This is a genomic window from Vibrio sp. 10N.222.49.A3, from assembly GCF_041475145.1.
Classification (GTDB): Bacteria; Pseudomonadota; Gammaproteobacteria; order Enterobacterales; family Vibrionaceae; genus Vibrio; species Vibrio tasmaniensis_A.
On record NZ_JBFRVM010000133.1, the window covers coordinates 16,865 to 32,925 of the forward strand.

Annotated in this window: 10 protein-coding genes; 2 read left to right on the top strand and 8 right to left on the bottom strand. The window is 44.4% G+C overall.

The features are described from left to right. Window positions 1–33: 33 nt before the first annotated feature. The 4 genes from AB4589_RS19825 to fabB all read right to left on the bottom strand — a co-directional run bounded on the left by AB4589_RS19825 (window position 34) and on the right by fabB (window position 9,254). Window positions 34–5,139: a FimV/HubP family polar landmark protein gene (locus tag AB4589_RS19825; protein ID WP_372101561.1), complete on the bottom strand. Its 5,106-nt coding sequence runs from the start codon at window positions 5,137–5,139 to the stop codon at window positions 34–36. 209 nt (window positions 5,140–5,348) lie between these two features. Further along, entirely contained in the window at window positions 5,349–6,362 is a 1,014-nt protein-coding gene (locus AB4589_RS19830; protein WP_122046969.1) for an aspartate-semialdehyde dehydrogenase, read from the bottom strand. A 12-nt stretch (window positions 6,363–6,374) separates the two neighbouring features. Then, on the bottom strand, window positions 6,375–7,508 hold the full coding sequence (locus AB4589_RS19835) for a 4-phosphoerythronate dehydrogenase (protein WP_102257949.1): 1,134 nt from the start codon (window positions 7,506–7,508) through the stop codon (window positions 6,375–6,377). A 534-nt stretch (window positions 7,509–8,042) separates the two neighbouring features. Continuing rightward, window positions 8,043–9,254, bottom strand: coding sequence for a beta-ketoacyl-ACP synthase I (gene fabB, locus AB4589_RS19840; protein WP_371694454.1), 1,212 nt, complete (start codon window positions 9,252–9,254; stop codon window positions 8,043–8,045). A 128-nt stretch (window positions 9,255–9,382) separates the two neighbouring features. Here fabB and mnmC point away from each other — a divergent pair, with 128 nt between their 5' ends. Further along, on the top strand, window positions 9,383–11,461 hold the full coding sequence (gene mnmC, locus AB4589_RS19845) for a bifunctional tRNA (5-methylaminomethyl-2-thiouridine)(34)-methyltransferase MnmD/FAD-dependent 5-carboxymethylaminomethyl-2-thiouridine(34) oxidoreductase MnmC (RefSeq protein WP_009848736.1): 2,079 nt from the start codon (window positions 9,383–9,385) through the stop codon (window positions 11,459–11,461). 139 nt (window positions 11,462–11,600) lie between these two features. Here the strand turns inward: mnmC and AB4589_RS19850 are convergent, their stop codons facing one another. The 3 genes from AB4589_RS19850 to AB4589_RS19860 all read right to left on the bottom strand — a co-directional run bounded on the left by AB4589_RS19850 (window position 11,601) and on the right by AB4589_RS19860 (window position 13,114). Further along, window positions 11,601–12,122 carry an NADPH-dependent FMN reductase gene (locus AB4589_RS19850; RefSeq protein WP_009848737.1) on the bottom strand — a complete coding sequence of 174 codons (522 nt, stop codon included), beginning with the start codon at window positions 12,120–12,122 and terminating at the stop codon, window positions 11,601–11,603. A 188-nt stretch (window positions 12,123–12,310) separates the two neighbouring features. Next, complete coding sequence (locus tag AB4589_RS19855; RefSeq protein WP_009848738.1) at window positions 12,311–12,574, bottom strand: YfcL family protein; 264 nt, start codon at window positions 12,572–12,574, stop codon at window positions 12,311–12,313. Between the two features lie 9 nt (window positions 12,575–12,583). Beyond that, window positions 12,584–13,114 carry an elongation factor P hydroxylase gene (locus tag AB4589_RS19860; protein ID WP_012603480.1) on the bottom strand — a complete coding sequence of 177 codons (531 nt, stop codon included), beginning with the start codon at window positions 13,112–13,114 and terminating at the stop codon, window positions 12,584–12,586. Between the two features lie 299 nt (window positions 13,115–13,413). Between AB4589_RS19860 and AB4589_RS19865 the strand changes: the two genes are divergently transcribed. After that, window positions 13,414–14,037, top strand: coding sequence for a trimeric intracellular cation channel family protein (locus tag AB4589_RS19865; protein WP_004734183.1), 624 nt, complete (start codon window positions 13,414–13,416; stop codon window positions 14,035–14,037). A gap of 113 nt (window positions 14,038–14,150) precedes the next feature. Here the strand turns inward: AB4589_RS19865 and aroC are convergent, their stop codons facing one another. Then, window positions 14,151–15,236, bottom strand: coding sequence for a chorismate synthase (gene aroC / locus AB4589_RS19870; protein WP_004734182.1), 1,086 nt, complete (start codon window positions 15,234–15,236; stop codon window positions 14,151–14,153). Between the last annotated feature and the right edge of the window lie 825 nt (window positions 15,237–16,061).

Consider the following 16,061-nt stretch of genomic DNA (forward strand, 5'->3'; position numbering starts at 1 on the left):
GTAGCCAACGCTACCCTTTATCATTTTTTGAATTTATCGACCGTTTAACGTATCGATAAGATTCTTTGCCTCTCGACGAATATCATCACTGCCGTCAACGATAGCCTCTTCTAGAAGCTTAATTGCACCTTGTGAGTCACTCATCTCGATGTAGATTTTAGCCAAATCGAGCTTACCAGCGGCTTCTGCGTTGCTGTCGACATCGTAATTACCAATGTCACCGATAACGTCTGGGAATTCATTTAGGCCAACATCTAGCTTCAACTCTTCGTCATCTGGATTAATCGCGTCTTCGCCTTCTTGCTCAACTTGAGCCATCAGCTCATCAATCGTCATGTATTGCTTATCACGACCTTTGTCTGACTCGGTTAGGTTGTCTTGTTGAGCCCAATTCTCTTGTTTGATTTTTGGTTCAGCTTGTTGATCTGCCGACGCCCAAATCTCCTGTTGATCATCAGGCACATCATTATGCATGCTCGATTGCTGCTCAGGAGCTAGGTTGAAGCCTTTCCAGTCTTCGCCGCCAACTTCAAGCATGGCGTCAATATCGAGCCCTGCACTATCAATCGATGTAGCATCCAGTGGCTTGTCGAACATGCTGTCGACAGAGTCTTGAACATCTTCAGAAAGTAATTCAGCTAATGCTGTCTCATCAAAATCCTCAAAACCTTCTAACAGATCGTCTTGAACTGTTGTAGGCACTGAGCTTAACTCAGAAGGTACCGGGCTTAATTCTGACGGAGAATCGAGTGATTCATCAGGTTGTGTGAAACTAGTCAAATCAGACTCTTCTGCACCTGGGAAGCCTTCTGCGTCTGAGAAATCTTCTGTATCCGAGAAGTCATCACCATGACTAAAACTCTGCGGGTTTGAAAATAAATCATGCAGCGCATCTTGTTCTTCACCCTGTGGGCTGAAAGAAGTCAGTGGCGTTGGTTTCTCAGCAAACGCATCGGAGATAGCTTCGTCTTCACCGTATTCCGGCAAATCAAACTCATCGAGCTCTACGCCTTGCTCTTCCGCTACAGGCTCAGCACTGCTTTGTTCGATGTCATCTAAGACTGAATCCGCTTTTGCGCTCTCTTCATCGTATTCAGGCAGGTCAAGGTCATCGAACTCAAACTTTTCGGACTCTGGAGCAAGATCTTGCTCTAACTGCGCTTCATCCGGTTCGCTAACCACTTCCGCCAACGCATCTTCTTCGCCAAACTCTGGAAGCTCTAAATCATCAAACGAGAACTCATCTTCGCCTTCTTGCCCTAGAATTTCTGCTTGTTTCGTTTCTTCAACTTTAGGAGCCGTTTCAGCTTGATGCTCTACTTCGGCTTGCAGCTCAGGTGTTGATTCTGATTCTGGGTCTAATTGAGCATCAACAACAGGGACGTCTGACTCCGTTGTTACTTCAGCATCCGCTTCTGCCAAGGCATCTTCTTCACCAAACTCTGGAAGCTCTAAATCATCAAACGAGAACTCATCTTCGCCTTCTTGCCCTAGAACTTCAGCTTGTCCCTTAGCTTCAACTTGCGGTGCCGATTCTGCTTGAGGTTCAGCATCTAGTTGAGAATCAACAGTAGGAGCAACTGGTTCTGGTATTACTTCAACATCAGCTTCGGCGTCGTCTTCCGCCAACGCATCTTCTTCACCAAACTCTGGAAGATCAAAATCATCAATCGAGAACTCATCTTCGCCTTCTTGATCTACCGCTTCAGCTTGTTCCGTTGCTTCTACTTGAGGTTCGGTTTCAACTTGTTGTGCAGCTTCAACTTGCGGTTCATGGTCTAACTGAGGTTCAGTATCTAACTGAGACTCAACAGCAGGAACCACCGGCTCTTCCGCTACTTCATCAACTTGTGCCAATGTTTCTTGTTGAGCCGTATCATCTTCAATCAGCCAATCATCGTCTTCTGGCACACCGAATTCATTTGGAACGATCTCTGGCATATGTGCAGCACGAACTGGCTCTGGCTCTGGCTCTGGCAAGGATTCAACGACATCTTCAAACTGATCGCTACCTTGGATTTTCGGTTCAAAGTCAAAATCAGAGGCAACATTCGCAGGCGACTCTACATCGTCTATAGCTTCGGCTAACCAGTCTTCAACCGTCTCTTCATCATCTTCAGAGATATCATTTAAAGACGATGGCGATACTTGCTCTTCATAACTAGCAGCGATGTCTTCACGCTGTTCTTGGGCGTCGGCTTCTTTCGGCTCTGGCTCTGGTTCTGCTTCTTGTTGTACAGTTTCTTCTTGAACTCGCTCTTCAAAAACTGGTTTGTCAAAATCAGAATTCTCAGAGAGCAGTGAGTCGATATCCAGTTCATCATCTTCAACCGATGATGCGGTTTCTTCAGCGGATACTATTTCTTCCGCTGACACTTCATTGCTGGCTGAAAGAGACGCTTGCTCTGGTTCAACCGTATTTTCAATTAATGACTCAATAGGCTCTTCTGTCGCTGGCAATAAATCATTGTCATCAGAAGTCATTAACTCATCAATCAATGCTTCGTCTGTTGTTTCTAGCGAGTCATCAAGTAAAGCATCTGTTGCCGGCGCGACACCGAACAAATCATCGATAAAGTCATCACGATTAAAGGCTTCATCATTTTCTGGCTTAACGTCAGCACTGTCTTGAATCATTTCCGAATCTAACGATCCATCACTAACGACTTCAGCTTGTGGTGTTGCATTAATGTCCGATGCTTGCTCAGACTCAACTTCAGGTGTTTCTGAGGTTAACGGAGTAAGCTCGACGTCTGAATCCTTTTCGGACTCATCGCTGCCGTTGTCAAAACCAAAGGCTTCGTCTAACTCTTTATCAAACGCCTTCCCTTCAGGTTCAAGCTCGTCTTCAATGCCACTTGTCAGTAGATCATCAAATGGATCTAAAGATTCTGAATCTTGTTCATCGGTTTCACCGACTGATAGATCATTACCTAGCAGTTCATCTAACGTCTCGTCACCTTCGACGGTAACTTGAGCATCATTGGCATCATCGTCTAGAAAATCATCTAGTAGGTCTGTGCTCTCGGCATCGAGTTCAAAGTCATCATCAGAATCATCAATCAACTCATCCAAGGTTTCAGTACTGTCTTCCGAAATATCTAGCTCATCATCGGTCGACAAGCCTGAGAGTTCTTCGAGTTCAGATAATGAGTCAAAACCTAGAGGATCACTCTCAGAATCATCATCCGATTCATCTTCCAACATATCATCTAGGAGATCTGTTGAATTACTGAGATCAACATCATCCCCTGTCAATTGCTCATCGAGCAGGTCGACACTGCCTTGAGTTTCTTCACTTTCGGTTGGCAGATCAAACTGAGAAAGGATGTTATCGATATCATCATCAGACGCCAAAGCGCTGTTTAGATTCTCAGCAACCTCGTCATCATTATCGAGATTCACAGGCTCATTGACTTGATCGTTCTGAGCCGCAACCTGAGCGAAGATGTCATCAATATCATCTTCTACACTAGGAGCCGAAGGTTGTGACGTCTGCTGCTCTGAGATCAACGAATCAATATCAAATTCATCGTTGCTCACGCCCGAAGGTGCAGTATCGCTCTGTTGTTCAGAGATAAGCGCATCAATGTCAAAATCATCGGTTGCTGATGTGTCGATATTAGAAATCGAATCACTTTGCTCTTCTGAGATTAAAGCATCAATATCGAAGCTATCATCATCTTCATCATCAAGCGCAAATAGATCGTCTAATAGAGATTGGTCTAGTTCGTTAGAGCCTAGATCTTCAGTCTCAGAATCCTGTGATAGTAGCGATTCAATATCTTCATTCGACATTGAGTTATCATCTGAAAGATCAAAGTCGGCCTCATCAGAACCGAGTTCGCTTTCTGATGTTTTATCGAGTGCGCGCTCCATCTCTTCAAGACCAAGCGCCTTGTCATCGCCATTGACACTAATGCCGTTGCTGCTGTCTAACTCCAGATCATCGAAGTTAGTGTCTAAGTCACCATTTTCGCCAATACTCGCAAATGGGTCATCATCGAGATTAAAATCGAGATCAGAATCATCTAAACCTGCAAATACATCTTCTTCAGGCGATGCTTGGTCATCAAATAACTTATCAGCATCATCTTCATTGCCAAATTGTTCATCGTCTAAAGACAATTCATTATCAAAGTCGTCCATCTCGTCGCCTAAAGCGATAGGCGCGACGCTACTTGCATCTGATTGAATTGGTTGGTCTTGTGTCGGCTGCTGCTCATCATTTTTAGAACGGCGCCCTAACAGGATCACTATGATAAGACCAAGTAGCAGGCCAGGAATAACCGCAAGAGCAGTAACTAACCAACCATTTGATAACAATTGATCCATGGCACTTGGAGCCATTTTTGCAATCTCAGCGTTCTTTCTACGCTCTTCATCAAGCAGCTTTTCCACTTCGCTACGAATGCGATCTTCATCACTAAGTTCTGTTTTTAGCTCATCTACTTCCAATTGAACATTCGACAACATCAGACGAAGTTGATGGTTTTTCTCTTCAAGTGACAATAGCTCAGTTTCTGAAAGCTCTAGCTGTTTCTCTAGCTTGTTCATCTCTTGGGTTGGAGCTGATTGAGCTAGAGGTGATTGAGTTGGAGACAATGGCTTTTTAGCGGCTTCAGCTGTGCTTACTTGCTTAGCAGGAGCAACATTTTTTGCATCAGAACTCGACGCTTTGGGTTTTGAAGCGACAGGCTTACTTGCAGGAGCATCGAGCTTAGCAAGGTGCGCATTCATGATGTTAACGGCTTGCTGTGTAGAACTTGCACGTGCTTGCTCTAAAGAAGGCACACGTAAATTACTGGCAGGCAGCAAGCTGTGGATATTCTGGTTTTCAAACGCTTGTGGATTTAGACGATAAATAGCCAACAAGGTTTGCTGAACTGAAACGGAATTATCAGGGCGTAACTTTGAGGCAATTGACCACAATGTTTCCGACCCCAAAGTTGGGCCGTAAAAACGAGAAGGCCCAGCACGATTCAATTGTGCTCTTTGAAGAGGTTCGGAAAACGTAGGCGCTGATTGTATCTGGCCATTAGGCCCTACAACTCGAATGGAATCTGCACGAACAACGGAAATCTGAGTCGCCATGAGAATGGCAAAAGGCATTAACCACGGCTTGAAAAATTGAAACATAAAAGGCTCAGCTAGGTGCTTAAATTCGAATAAATTGATGAACTGTTAAATATATCGGATAAACGACGTAAAGCTATAGAGATGAAAACAAAAAATGTGTTGCAGCGACAATATTCGCAGCAATTTCACACAATTTAACTAACAATATTTTCAATCGATTAAAAAAGCCCCACTAAAAGAGTGAGGCTTGTTTATCAAAGCAGTGAAGCTTAGAAGTAATCGCGAATCAGAACTTCCGCGATTTGAACTGCGTTTGTTGCTGCGCCTTTACGAACGTTATCAGCGACAACCCACATGTTCACACCGCTGTGATGGCTGATGTCGTTACGAATACGACCAACCATTACGTGGTCTTTACCACCAGCATCACGAACCTGAGTTGGAAAATCTAGAGCTTGGAAAACTTCAACGCCTTCCGTGTTCTCTAGAAGCTGAATAACTTGCTCAGCACCGATTGGCGCGCGAGTTTCAATGTGTAGAGATTCAGCGTGACCATAGAACACAGGAACACGAACACAAGTCGGGTTAACCGTGATTGATGAATCAGCAAAGATCTTTTGAGTTTCCCAAACCATTTTCATTTCTTCACGTGTGTAGCCGTTCTCTGTAAATTCATCGATTTGAGGAATACAGTTGAACGCGATCTGCTGTGAGAATGCTGAATTTTCAGCTGGCATACCGTTAAGAAGCTTAGCCGTTTGACCTGCTAGCTCATCGATACCCGGCTTACCTGCACCAGACACAGATTGGTAAGTTGAAACGTTAATACGCTCAAGGCCCACTTCATCGTGAATCGGTTTAAGTGCTACTACCATCTGAATAGTAGAACAGTTCGGGTTCGCAATGATGTTGCGGTTACGGAACTCAGCAATCGCTTCAGGGTTCACTTCAGGCACAACCAGAGGAACATCGTATTCGTAACGGAAACGTGATGTGTTATCGATAACAACCACACCTTCGTCAGCGGCGATTGGAGCCCAACGTTCTGAAAGCTCGCTACCTGCAGAGAAAAACGCAATATGTACTTGAGACCAGTCGAAGTCTTCTACATTTTGTACTTGTATTGTTTTGCCGTTAAAACGGGAAGTTTTGCCTTCACTACGTTCACTTGCTAGTAAGTGCATTTCACCGACAGGGAATTTACGCTCTTTAAGTACTTCAAGAATGGTTTCACCAACCGCACCAGTCGCACCTAAAATAGCAATATTAAATTCTTGGCTCATTGTTTCTCTCTTTTATAAAGTTGGCTTTACCATAAAACCGAGTTTAGATAACGGCGTTAAATTACAAGATTCGTCGCCCGTTAACTCGACTGCACTGTACTCTCTGCGGTCCCAATATTCTTTACGCATCTTGTCAAAAGAACCCGGCGTAGAGATATTGCGACGGAATAAGGCGTCGTCTTTGCGCACATCATAGATCAACTGAGTCAAATTGTGCAGTGTTGCTTCATCCCAAGCTCTATCTAATTTCATTTGAGGCACTGGCGCTGTCGGTAATAAGTCACTTGCATAAGCACGCTGTTCAGTACCTAAAAACTCACAATAACTGTTGAAGATCATCGTGGTACCACGCGCTTTACCCTCTAAACCGTAGCCCGCTACGTGAGGTGTTGCAAAAGCGAGCAACGGAAGAAGTTCAAAGTCGACTTCAGGTTCAAACTCAAATACATCAAGAACGGCAGTGAAACCATCGGCTTTTTGCAAGCGAGCTTTTAACGCTTGGTTATCAACAACTGGGCCACGAGCCGCATTAATCAGAATTTGGTCAGCACGTAAATTGTTCAGTACTTGCTCATTGATCAAATGATGCGTTGGGAACTCACCTGTCTTAGTGATTGGCGTATGCAGAGTGATGACGTCTGACTGCTCAAGCAGAGTATCTAGCTCAGTAAATTCGCGAGTATCACCCTCTTGCTGTTTTAGAGGATCGTTCAGCAGAACTTTAATACCAATACCTTCAAGGCACTTTGCTAAATAGCTACCCACTTGGCCACAGCCGATAATACCGACCGTTTTTTCGAATACAGAGAAACCTTGCTGCTGAGCCAACACCATCATCGCGCTGAACGCGTACTCAGCCACACCCACCTTGTTACAGCCTGGGGCTGCAGTAAAGAAAATGCCACGTTCTTTCATCAATTCTTGGTCGACATGATCCATACCTGCCGTCGCTGTGCCGACAAACTTCAGCTTGTTGGCTTTACTGATCAATGACTCGTTCACCTTGGTGACAGAGCGAATCATCAAAGCGTCTACGTCAACTAGGTCGTCAGCCGTTAATGTGCGACCAGACTTCATTGTCACTTCCCCTAGCTGGCTAAAAAGCGCTTCAGCATAAGGCATATTTTCGTCGATTAAGATTTTCATTTGGCGAGTACTTTTGTTGGGGTCTATCGACCTAAATGTGAATTGAAATGATTGTGCAAAATTCCACACACGGTGTCGAGTAGCAATTGGAATACATTATAAATAAAGAGTTGAATCGCCTAGTCGCACAAGCAAAAGCAAAAGCAGTAATAAGAACGACTACCTGAAATTAGAAAACTAAAGTCAGAAGACTAAAACGAAAAATGCCCGATTGAATAAACAATCGGGCAAACATCCAGAACAAAAGGATCCTATCTCGCTCTCCAGGAGACAGAGTCTTGCGTCTGTTCAACCAGTACTAACCAAAGCCAGTACTGATCAAGCTCTGGAAACCTTTCAACTTCTAAATCTTGATTTAAAAAGCTATTTTCTAAAGCGAAGCTTACAAAGCTAGGGTTAAAAAACACGCTTAAAACCATATTTATAAAAGCTATGTTCTGATGGTCATGATTACTGGGTGACCTGTGCGTGTTGAATCAGCACTCACGTCACCCATTAACGATTAACCTTTTATTAATTTAACCTTAGCTTCAATTAGCCTTGGTATTTTTTGATTACTAGCGTTGCGTTCGTACCGCCGAAACCAAAGCTGTTAGACATAACCGTTGTTAGCTCTTGTTCACGAGCTTCGGTTACGATGTCTAGGCCTTCGCCCGCTTCGTCTAGGTTTGCAACGTTAATGCTTGGTGCGATGAAGCCGTTGTCAAGCATTAGCGTTGAGTAAATTGCTTCGTGTACACCAGCCGCACCTAGAGCGTGACCTGTCATCGCTTTAGTTGCTGAGATTGCAGGGCTGTTGCCGCCAAAGACTTCTTGGATTGCGCCAAGTTCTTTAACGTCACCTACAGGAGTTGAAGTACCGTGAGTGTTCACGTAGTCAACGCCATCAATGTTTTGCATTGCCATCTTCATACAACGAACCGCGCCTTCACCAGAAGGAGCAACCATGTCGTAGCCATCTGAAGTTGCGCCGTAACCCACGATCTCACCGTAAATTTTTGCGCCACGAGCAACAGCGTGCTCAAGTTCTTCGATAACTAGCATACCGCCGCCACCAGAGATAACGAAACCGTCACGGTCAGCATCGTAAGTACGAGAAGCCAATTCTGGCGTGTCGTTGTACTTAGTAGAAAGTGCGCCCATTGCGTCGAACATCATAGTCAGAGACCAATCTAGTTCTTCACCGCCACCAGCGAATACTACGTCTTGCTTACCAAGTTGGATAAGCTCCATTGCGTGACCGATACAGTGTGCAGATGTTGCACATGCAGAACTCATAGAGTAGTTCACACCACGGATTTTGAAAGGTGTTGCTAGACAAGCAGAAACCGTAGAAGCCATTGTACGTGGAACCATGTATGGGCCAACGCGCTTCACGCCTTTTTCACGGATGATGTCTACTGCGTTTACTTGGTTTAGAGATGAAGCACCACCTGAACCCGCTACGATACCCGTGCGGTCATTAGATACTTGATCTTCAGTTAAACCAGAGTCAGCAATTGCTTGCTCCATTGAAAGATAAGCGAATGCCGCTGCATCACCCATAAAGCGCATTTTTTTGCGATCGATATGGTCAGCAGGGTTCATTTTTAGGTTACCCCAAACTTGAGAGCGCAAGCCATTTTCCTTGAACTGCTCTGAAGCGGTAATACCTGATTTACCCTCTTTCAGTGATGCTAAAACTTCTTCGACGTTGTTACCGATACTTGAAACAATACCCATACCGGTGATTACGACTCGTTTCATGTGACATTCCTATAATTCTAAATTCAGCTAGATGATAACTAAGAAGCCTAACAAAAGTGGTCAGCTTTCCTAGAAATTCGTACAATCCCTACCAACATATCGCTTCAAATCACAAAATGATAGATTTTATGACTTCAATTACTAATGCAGAGCTGGAATGGAATGAGTCTGGCACGCCAGTTTCAGACCAATTTGACGACGTTTACTTCTCTAATGTTAACGGTTTAGAAGAAACTCGCTACGTCTTTTTAAAACAAAACCACCTTCCAGAGCGTTGGGTTGAACATCAACAACGCCGTTTTGTGATTGCTGAAACCGGTTTTGGTACAGGTTTAAACTTTCTCGCAGTCTGGCAATGGTTCGATGCTTTTCTTAAAGATAACCCACAAGCTACGACCAAAGAGTTACATTTCATCAGTTTTGAAAAATATCCTTTAAATAAAGATGATCTAATCAAAGCGCACCAATCGTGGCCAGAATTAGCGGAGTATGCGACACAACTCCAAGAACACTACCCGATTGCCCTGCCCGAATGTCACCGCATTGTGTTAGGCGATGGTGCTATCACGCTTGATTTGTGGTTTGGTGATATTAAGGATTGTATGCCAAACGTGCCGACCCCTCGCAAAGGTTTAGTCGATGCGTGGTTCTTAGATGGCTTTGCTCCAAGCAAAAACCCTGAAATGTGGAATCAAAACCTATTCAACGGCATGGCCAAACTGGCAAAGCAAGATTGCAGCTGCGCCACCTTCACCGCAGCAGGCTTCGTTCGCCGTGGGCTGATTGAAGCCGGCTTTGAAATGAAAAAGGTTAAAGGCTTTGGTACTAAGCGAGAAATGATTGCAGGCCGACTTGGCGAAAAGCGCGCTCACACCAACATCAAACCTTGGTATGGCCTAGCTCAACACAGTAATTCACAAGATATAGCCATTATCGGTGGTGGTGTCGCCAGTGCTGCATTAGCCAAAACGCTAAGCCGACGTGGTAAAAACATCACCCTTTATTGTGAACACCCACAAGCTGCGGGCAATGCCTCAGGTAACAACCAAGGTGCCATTTATCCGCTACTCAGCGAAGCGACATCTAATGTTTCAAGAATATTTGGTCCGGGCTTATTGTTTGCCCGCCAATTTATTAATCAAGCAGCACAATCAGTAAACTTCGATCACAATTGGTGTGGCGTGAACATTTTGATGTGGGATGAAGGCTCCACTAAAAAGCTCAATCGCATGTTAGAAGGCAATTTCCACACAGATCTGATTCAGCGTTTAACGCCAGAGCAAGCCAACGAAAAGATTGGCTTACCAGTCGATAAAGAGAGTGTCTACTTTCCACTGGGAGGTTGGTTAAGCCCTCTCCAACTGACTCAAGGTTTGATTGGCAGGTTAGAAGAGACCAACCAAGTGAGCGCGCACTATCAACATCAAGTGACTCAACTTGAGTGGCTCGAAGTTGAACAACAATGGCAACTCACCATTGAGACACCACAAGGTGAGATTCAAACCAAGCACGACCAAGTAGTTGTCGCGAACGGACACAAGTTCACTCAGTTTGAGCAGACTCAGCCTGTACCTCTAACTCCAGTTAAAGGCCAAGTGAGCCATATTCCGACCACGGAAAGTCTCAGCCAGCTAAAAACCGTGTTGTGCTTTGATGGCTATCTTACGCCGCAGAATCCAAACAATGCTCATCACTGTATTGGTGCCAACTATGACAAAACCAATATAGACCAAGAATTTGATATTGAGGTTCAGCAGCACAATGGCGATCGCCTACATGGGTCGCTGCCAGACCAAAAGTGGACAAAAGATGTCGACACCAGTGGCAACCTAGCGCGCCAAGGCATCCGCAGCGTAAGCCGTGACCACCTTCCGTTTGTCGGAAACGTTGGCGATTTTGAATCAATCAAAGAACAGTACCAAGACCTGCACAACTTCAACCCGCAACGTCACTCTGTTGATGATGTTCAAACGGTAGCAAGCTTCCCTAACCTATACTGCTTTATCGGGCTAGGCTCACGTGGCTTGAGCTCTGCGCCATTATTAGCTGAAGTGTTAGCATCGCAAATTTGTGGCGAACCGCTTCCCTTACCTGTCGATGTGCTTGAAGCGATTCACCCAAGCAGAATGTGGGTGCGCAGACTGCGTAAAGGTAAGGCATTAACGGCTGGATGGGTTGCAGACAAGCACTCTAAATCAAATTCATAGTTTCTAGTTCAGCTATTCTGAAGTTTATGAATATCAGAAATATCTAAGGCTAAAAGCTAGAAAGCCCGAGCGACATTATGTCACTCGGGCTTTTTGTTGTTCGTGTTGATCTAAACTGATGTTCTAAATTGAACGATGTTTACAGCTTAGCAACCGCATCTTTGATCTGCTGAGCAATCTCTTCGTTGCTGATAGCGCCAGACTCAAAATCAAAGTTATCGTAGAAGCTAGGCACTGAAAGCGATGCTTTAACGTTACCACCAAAGTACGGAGCCGAACCAGTTGCTGCGCCAAGTACTGTTTGTGCGCCACCAGGGCCTGGTGATGTCGCTAAGTAAACCGCAGGTTTCTCGCCAAATACTGAACGCTCAATGCGTGTCGCCCAGTCAAATAGGTTTTTGTACGCCGCTGGGTAGTGGCCGTTGTGCTCAGCGAAAGAGATAACAAATGCGTCAGCTTCTGCTAGGTCACGTAAGAATGCTTGAGCACCTTCCGCTTGGCCAATCTCTTTTTCAGTGTCTTCACTGAACATAGGAACGTTGTAATCGTTGATGTTTAGAACTTTGACTTCAGCACCTTCAATCAAGTTAGCTGCGTAAGTTGCTAGAGTTTTGTTGATAGAGGTAGAGCTGGTGCTTGCGCCAAATGCGATAACTTTCATGATGTGACCTTTTCTGTGATTCCGTTAAGTGGGATTAGAATAACGTAGTCAGAAAATGGAACCATCACAAGGATTGAACGGACTCATTCAAAAAATTCGAATGAGTCTCAAATTATTGGTTCGCTCAAAAATGAGGAGGGAGAGTTGTGAGCGAATTACGGTAGACGAATAATGCTAAACGACTAAAATTAAGCTTGGTTTTGCAGCTCAACCCAAAGGTCATTAACGATCGTACGATCGGCTGGCGTCAATTCAGAACGTGCGTCTTCTAGGCTCTTCTCAATACGCAATTTAACTTCTGCTACGTCTTCAATACCGTCTTCTTCACATGAAGCTACTGAAAGAGAAATATGACCACGTAAGTAACCACCAGCAAACAGTTCATCATCTGATGCGTTTTCAATGCGAGCATCAATTAATTCAAGTAGTTTTTCTTCAAATTCGATAATCATAATATTCTCTTATTTCACAATAAATTGGCTAGTACATAAAGGCGCAACATCATAGAAGCTGCGTAATGCTTCAGAGAGCATTTTCACGCGAGGCGGCAGACCAGCTTCAAAGATACCCATGACTTCGCTGTGTACTTTATTCATAAAGGCCAAACGATCTGGCTCAAAATCGCCGTGTAGATTGTCACAGCTAACATTAAAAGGAAAGCCTGCGCTGGTCGCAATGATCCATTCATACGCTTGTGGGCGAATTTCCACTTTTTCAAACTCAGCTTGAACCGACTCAGTTCGGCCATCAGGCTCATACCAGTAACCAAAATCTTCCAATAAGCGACGCTCAGGACCAGCCACACACCAGTGCGCTATCTCGTGAAGTGCTGAAGCATAAAAGCCACGAGCAAAAACGATACGGTGATGAGGAATCTCCTCATCGGCTGGCAGGTAAATAGGCTCGTCCGCTCCCAGTTCTAGCTTAGTATTGAAGCTCTCGAAAAAGGTTTGATTGAAAATGTCGATGATGTCTGGGTATTGGTGTGTCATAAGATCAAATTTAAGTAAAAAGAACTGGGGCATTTTGCGTTTTTTTAAGCGCTCGGTAAAGCCCTATCACTGGCAATGACATTAGGTTGATCATAATACTTTACGATGACAATCGATTGCTGCTCCCAGATTACACCACTTTGAGGTGAATGATTAGTTTAGCTAATCTGAAATGCCTATTCACGGTACAAATATTCATTCGTCAATCAGTGTTTTTACTACTACACTCGCGCTTCATTTTTATATCCCTATGGCCTATAAGACTCCAATTTATAGACCTAGATTATAGAGTTACAGCAATGCTACTAAGTGTTTTGTATATCATTGGCATCACGGCAGAAGCCATGACCGGTGCTCTCAGTGCTGGCAAACAAAAAATGGATTGGTTTGGTGTAATGCTGGTTGCGAGTGCAACGGCAATTGGCGGAGGTACAGTAAGAGATATTTTACTCGGCCATTACCCTTTAGGCTGGGTTGAAAACCCCCAGTACCTGGCGATCACTTGTATTGCTGGTGTTATCACAACGGGATTAGCCAAATGGGTAATCAAGCTAAAAGGCTTGTTCATTCGTTTGGATGCGTTGGGGCTTATCGTATTTAGTATCATTGGTACTAAAGTAGCGATGACCATGGGTCTGCACCCAATGATTTGTATGGTGTCTGCATTAGTGACTGGCGTGTTTGGTGGCCTGCTGCGCGATCTTATCTGTCGTCAAACGCCACTAGTCTTGCATGAAGAGTTGTACGCATCTGTCGCCCTTGTCGCTTCAGGCTTGTACTTAGGTCTTCTTGAACTAGGCATAAACGATGTGACCGCGACGATCGTGACATTGGTTGTAGGCTATTTACTGCGCATGGCAGCAGTGAGATTCAAATGGCGCTTGCCTTCGTTCCAGCTTGATCCGGAAAGCTCTGTGCATTAGATAATATATTTTCAATGACGCAGAATATAAAAAGGGTTGCTTCATTACGAAGCAACCCTTTTTGATTTCTCTCAAATCAGTTTCAGTTCTGTTTTGAATAAAACGAAGCAGAACTAGATTTTTGGCGTTTCTGTTGTCACACCAAAGTTTTGACCACGATGACGTAGCAAGTGATCAAGCAACACGATAGCCAGCATCGCTTCAGCAATAGGCACTGCACGGATACCAACACATGGATCGTGACGGCCTTTAGTGATTAGCTGCGTTGCTTCACCGTCTTTGGTGATAGTGTCACCAGGAACGGTAATGCTTGATGTGGGTTTAAGCGCAATGCTTGCCACAATATCTTGACCAGTAGAAATACCGCCTAAGATACCGCCAGCGTGGTTGCTGCTGAAGCCTTCTGGAGTTAATGGATCACGGTGTTCACTACCGCGCTGATTAACCACATCGAAGCCATCACCAATCTCAACACCTTTCACCGCATTGATGCTCATTAGAGCGTGCGCGATGTCTGCATCTAGACGATCAAAGATTGGCTCACCAAGGCCTACAGGCACTTTAGTCGCAACTACTTGAATCTTCGCACCGATCGAGTTGCCTTCTTTTAGCAAGTCACGAATCAGTTGGTCAAATTCAGGTACTTTGTCGGCATCAGGACAGAAGAAAGCGTTGTTTTCGATCTCGTTCCAATCCACTTTATCAATTGAGATATCACCCATTTGAGAAAGATAAGCTTGGATTTCAACACCAAATTCTTGCTTAAGGTATTTCTTCGCAATCGCACCTGCCGCAACACGCATTGCAGTTTCACGAGCAGAAGAGCGACCGCCACCTCGGTAATCACGCACACCGTACTTTTGATGGTAGGTATAATCAGCGTGGCCAGGGCGGAACTTGTCTTTAATTTCGGAATAGTCTTTAGAGCGTTGGTCTGTATTTTCAATCAATAGACCAATAGAAGTACCCGTAGTCTGGCCTTCAAATACACCGGATAAAATCTTTACTTCATCCGCTTCACGGCGAGCCGTTGTATAACGAGAAGTACCTGGGCGACGACGATCCAAATCTCTTTGAAGGTCTGCTTCGGTAATTTCTAATCCTGGTGGGCACCCATCTACGATACATCCTAGTGCGATACCGTGACTTTCTCCGAACGTAGTCACGCGGAAATGTTGTCCGATACTGTTTCCTGCCATTACTTCCTCTAAATCAGCCATTGAGCAGAAGGTTTGATTCCTAAACCTACGGGTTAACAGCTTTACTTGTCTATTCTTCGTGAATTCATATTGGCTTTATTACCAAATGATGTAAACCCCAAAAAACCAACAATTTTAACTTTCTATTACATGAGCCGAATGAAATGAATAACGAGGGGAAATGGGTGGCGATCGGAGATGATTGTTTTTATTATGGTGAGAAAGCAAAAAACCCGACAACTCAGAGAGTTATCGGGTTTCTTTAAATAGTGGTACGCCCTGAAGGATTCGAACCTATATCGAGTATAAATTCTACACCCTCCGAGTGGGTGGGTAGGAAACCTTCCCGATCTAGCATCCCGACAACCACGCCATCTTTAATGCTTTATACTAGAGACGACAAGGACTCTTGCTGGATCTGTATGCCATAAATATAAGAAGTGCAGATCTTTCCGCCAAGCCCGACGCGTAAATTTATTTGCGCACTGAGGTGCGAACGTATAATTCTTATTTAGTGTGCACGAGTGCAGACGTATATGAGGGGTAGTGTCATCTCTCTTCTACTCCCTTAGCTGAATGAAACATCTTTCTAACAACAAATGTTAACACTCTATATGCTTCGATGTATTTTCGGGAATCCTCTACTGCTAAGCCTACATAAGTATTAAGTTTGATTCGAGCTTCTCTCAGTTCATCATCAGTCATTTCTTTCCATCGAACTCAACGTAGCTACAAACCTTTCGCATCTCAGCTATTCCGTGAGCATATTCTTCTAACCAATTGCTGGGATGCATAACTTATCCCACGTTGATCTGCTCCAGTTAG

Coding starts and splice junctions, on each gene's coding strand:
- AB4589_RS19860 (WP_012603480.1), bottom strand. CDS start 13,114: ATGACACACCAATACCCAGACATCATCGACATTTTCAATCAAACCTTT.
- AB4589_RS19825 (WP_372101561.1), bottom strand. CDS start 5,139: ATGTTTCAATTTTTCAAGCCGTGGTTAATGCCTTTTGCCATTCTCATG.
- AB4589_RS19835 (WP_102257949.1), bottom strand. CDS start 7,508: ATGAAAATCTTAATCGACGAAAATATGCCTTATGCTGAAGCGCTTTTT.
- AB4589_RS19850 (WP_009848737.1), bottom strand. CDS start 12,122: ATGAAAGTTATCGCATTTGGCGCAAGCACCAGCTCTACCTCTATCAAC.
- mnmC (WP_009848736.1), top strand. CDS start 9,383: ATGACTTCAATTACTAATGCAGAGCTGGAATGGAATGAGTCTGGCACG.
- AB4589_RS19865 (WP_004734183.1), top strand. CDS start 13,414: ATGCTACTAAGTGTTTTGTATATCATTGGCATCACGGCAGAAGCCATG.
- AB4589_RS19855 (WP_009848738.1), bottom strand. CDS start 12,574: ATGATTATCGAATTTGAAGAAAAACTACTTGAATTAATTGATGCTCGC.
- fabB (WP_371694454.1), bottom strand. CDS start 9,254: ATGAAACGAGTCGTAATCACCGGTATGGGTATTGTTTCAAGTATCGGT.
- aroC (WP_004734182.1), bottom strand. CDS start 15,236: ATGGCAGGAAACAGTATCGGACAACATTTCCGCGTGACTACGTTCGGA.
- AB4589_RS19830 (WP_122046969.1), bottom strand. CDS start 6,362: ATGAGCCAAGAATTTAATATTGCTATTTTAGGTGCGACTGGTGCGGTT.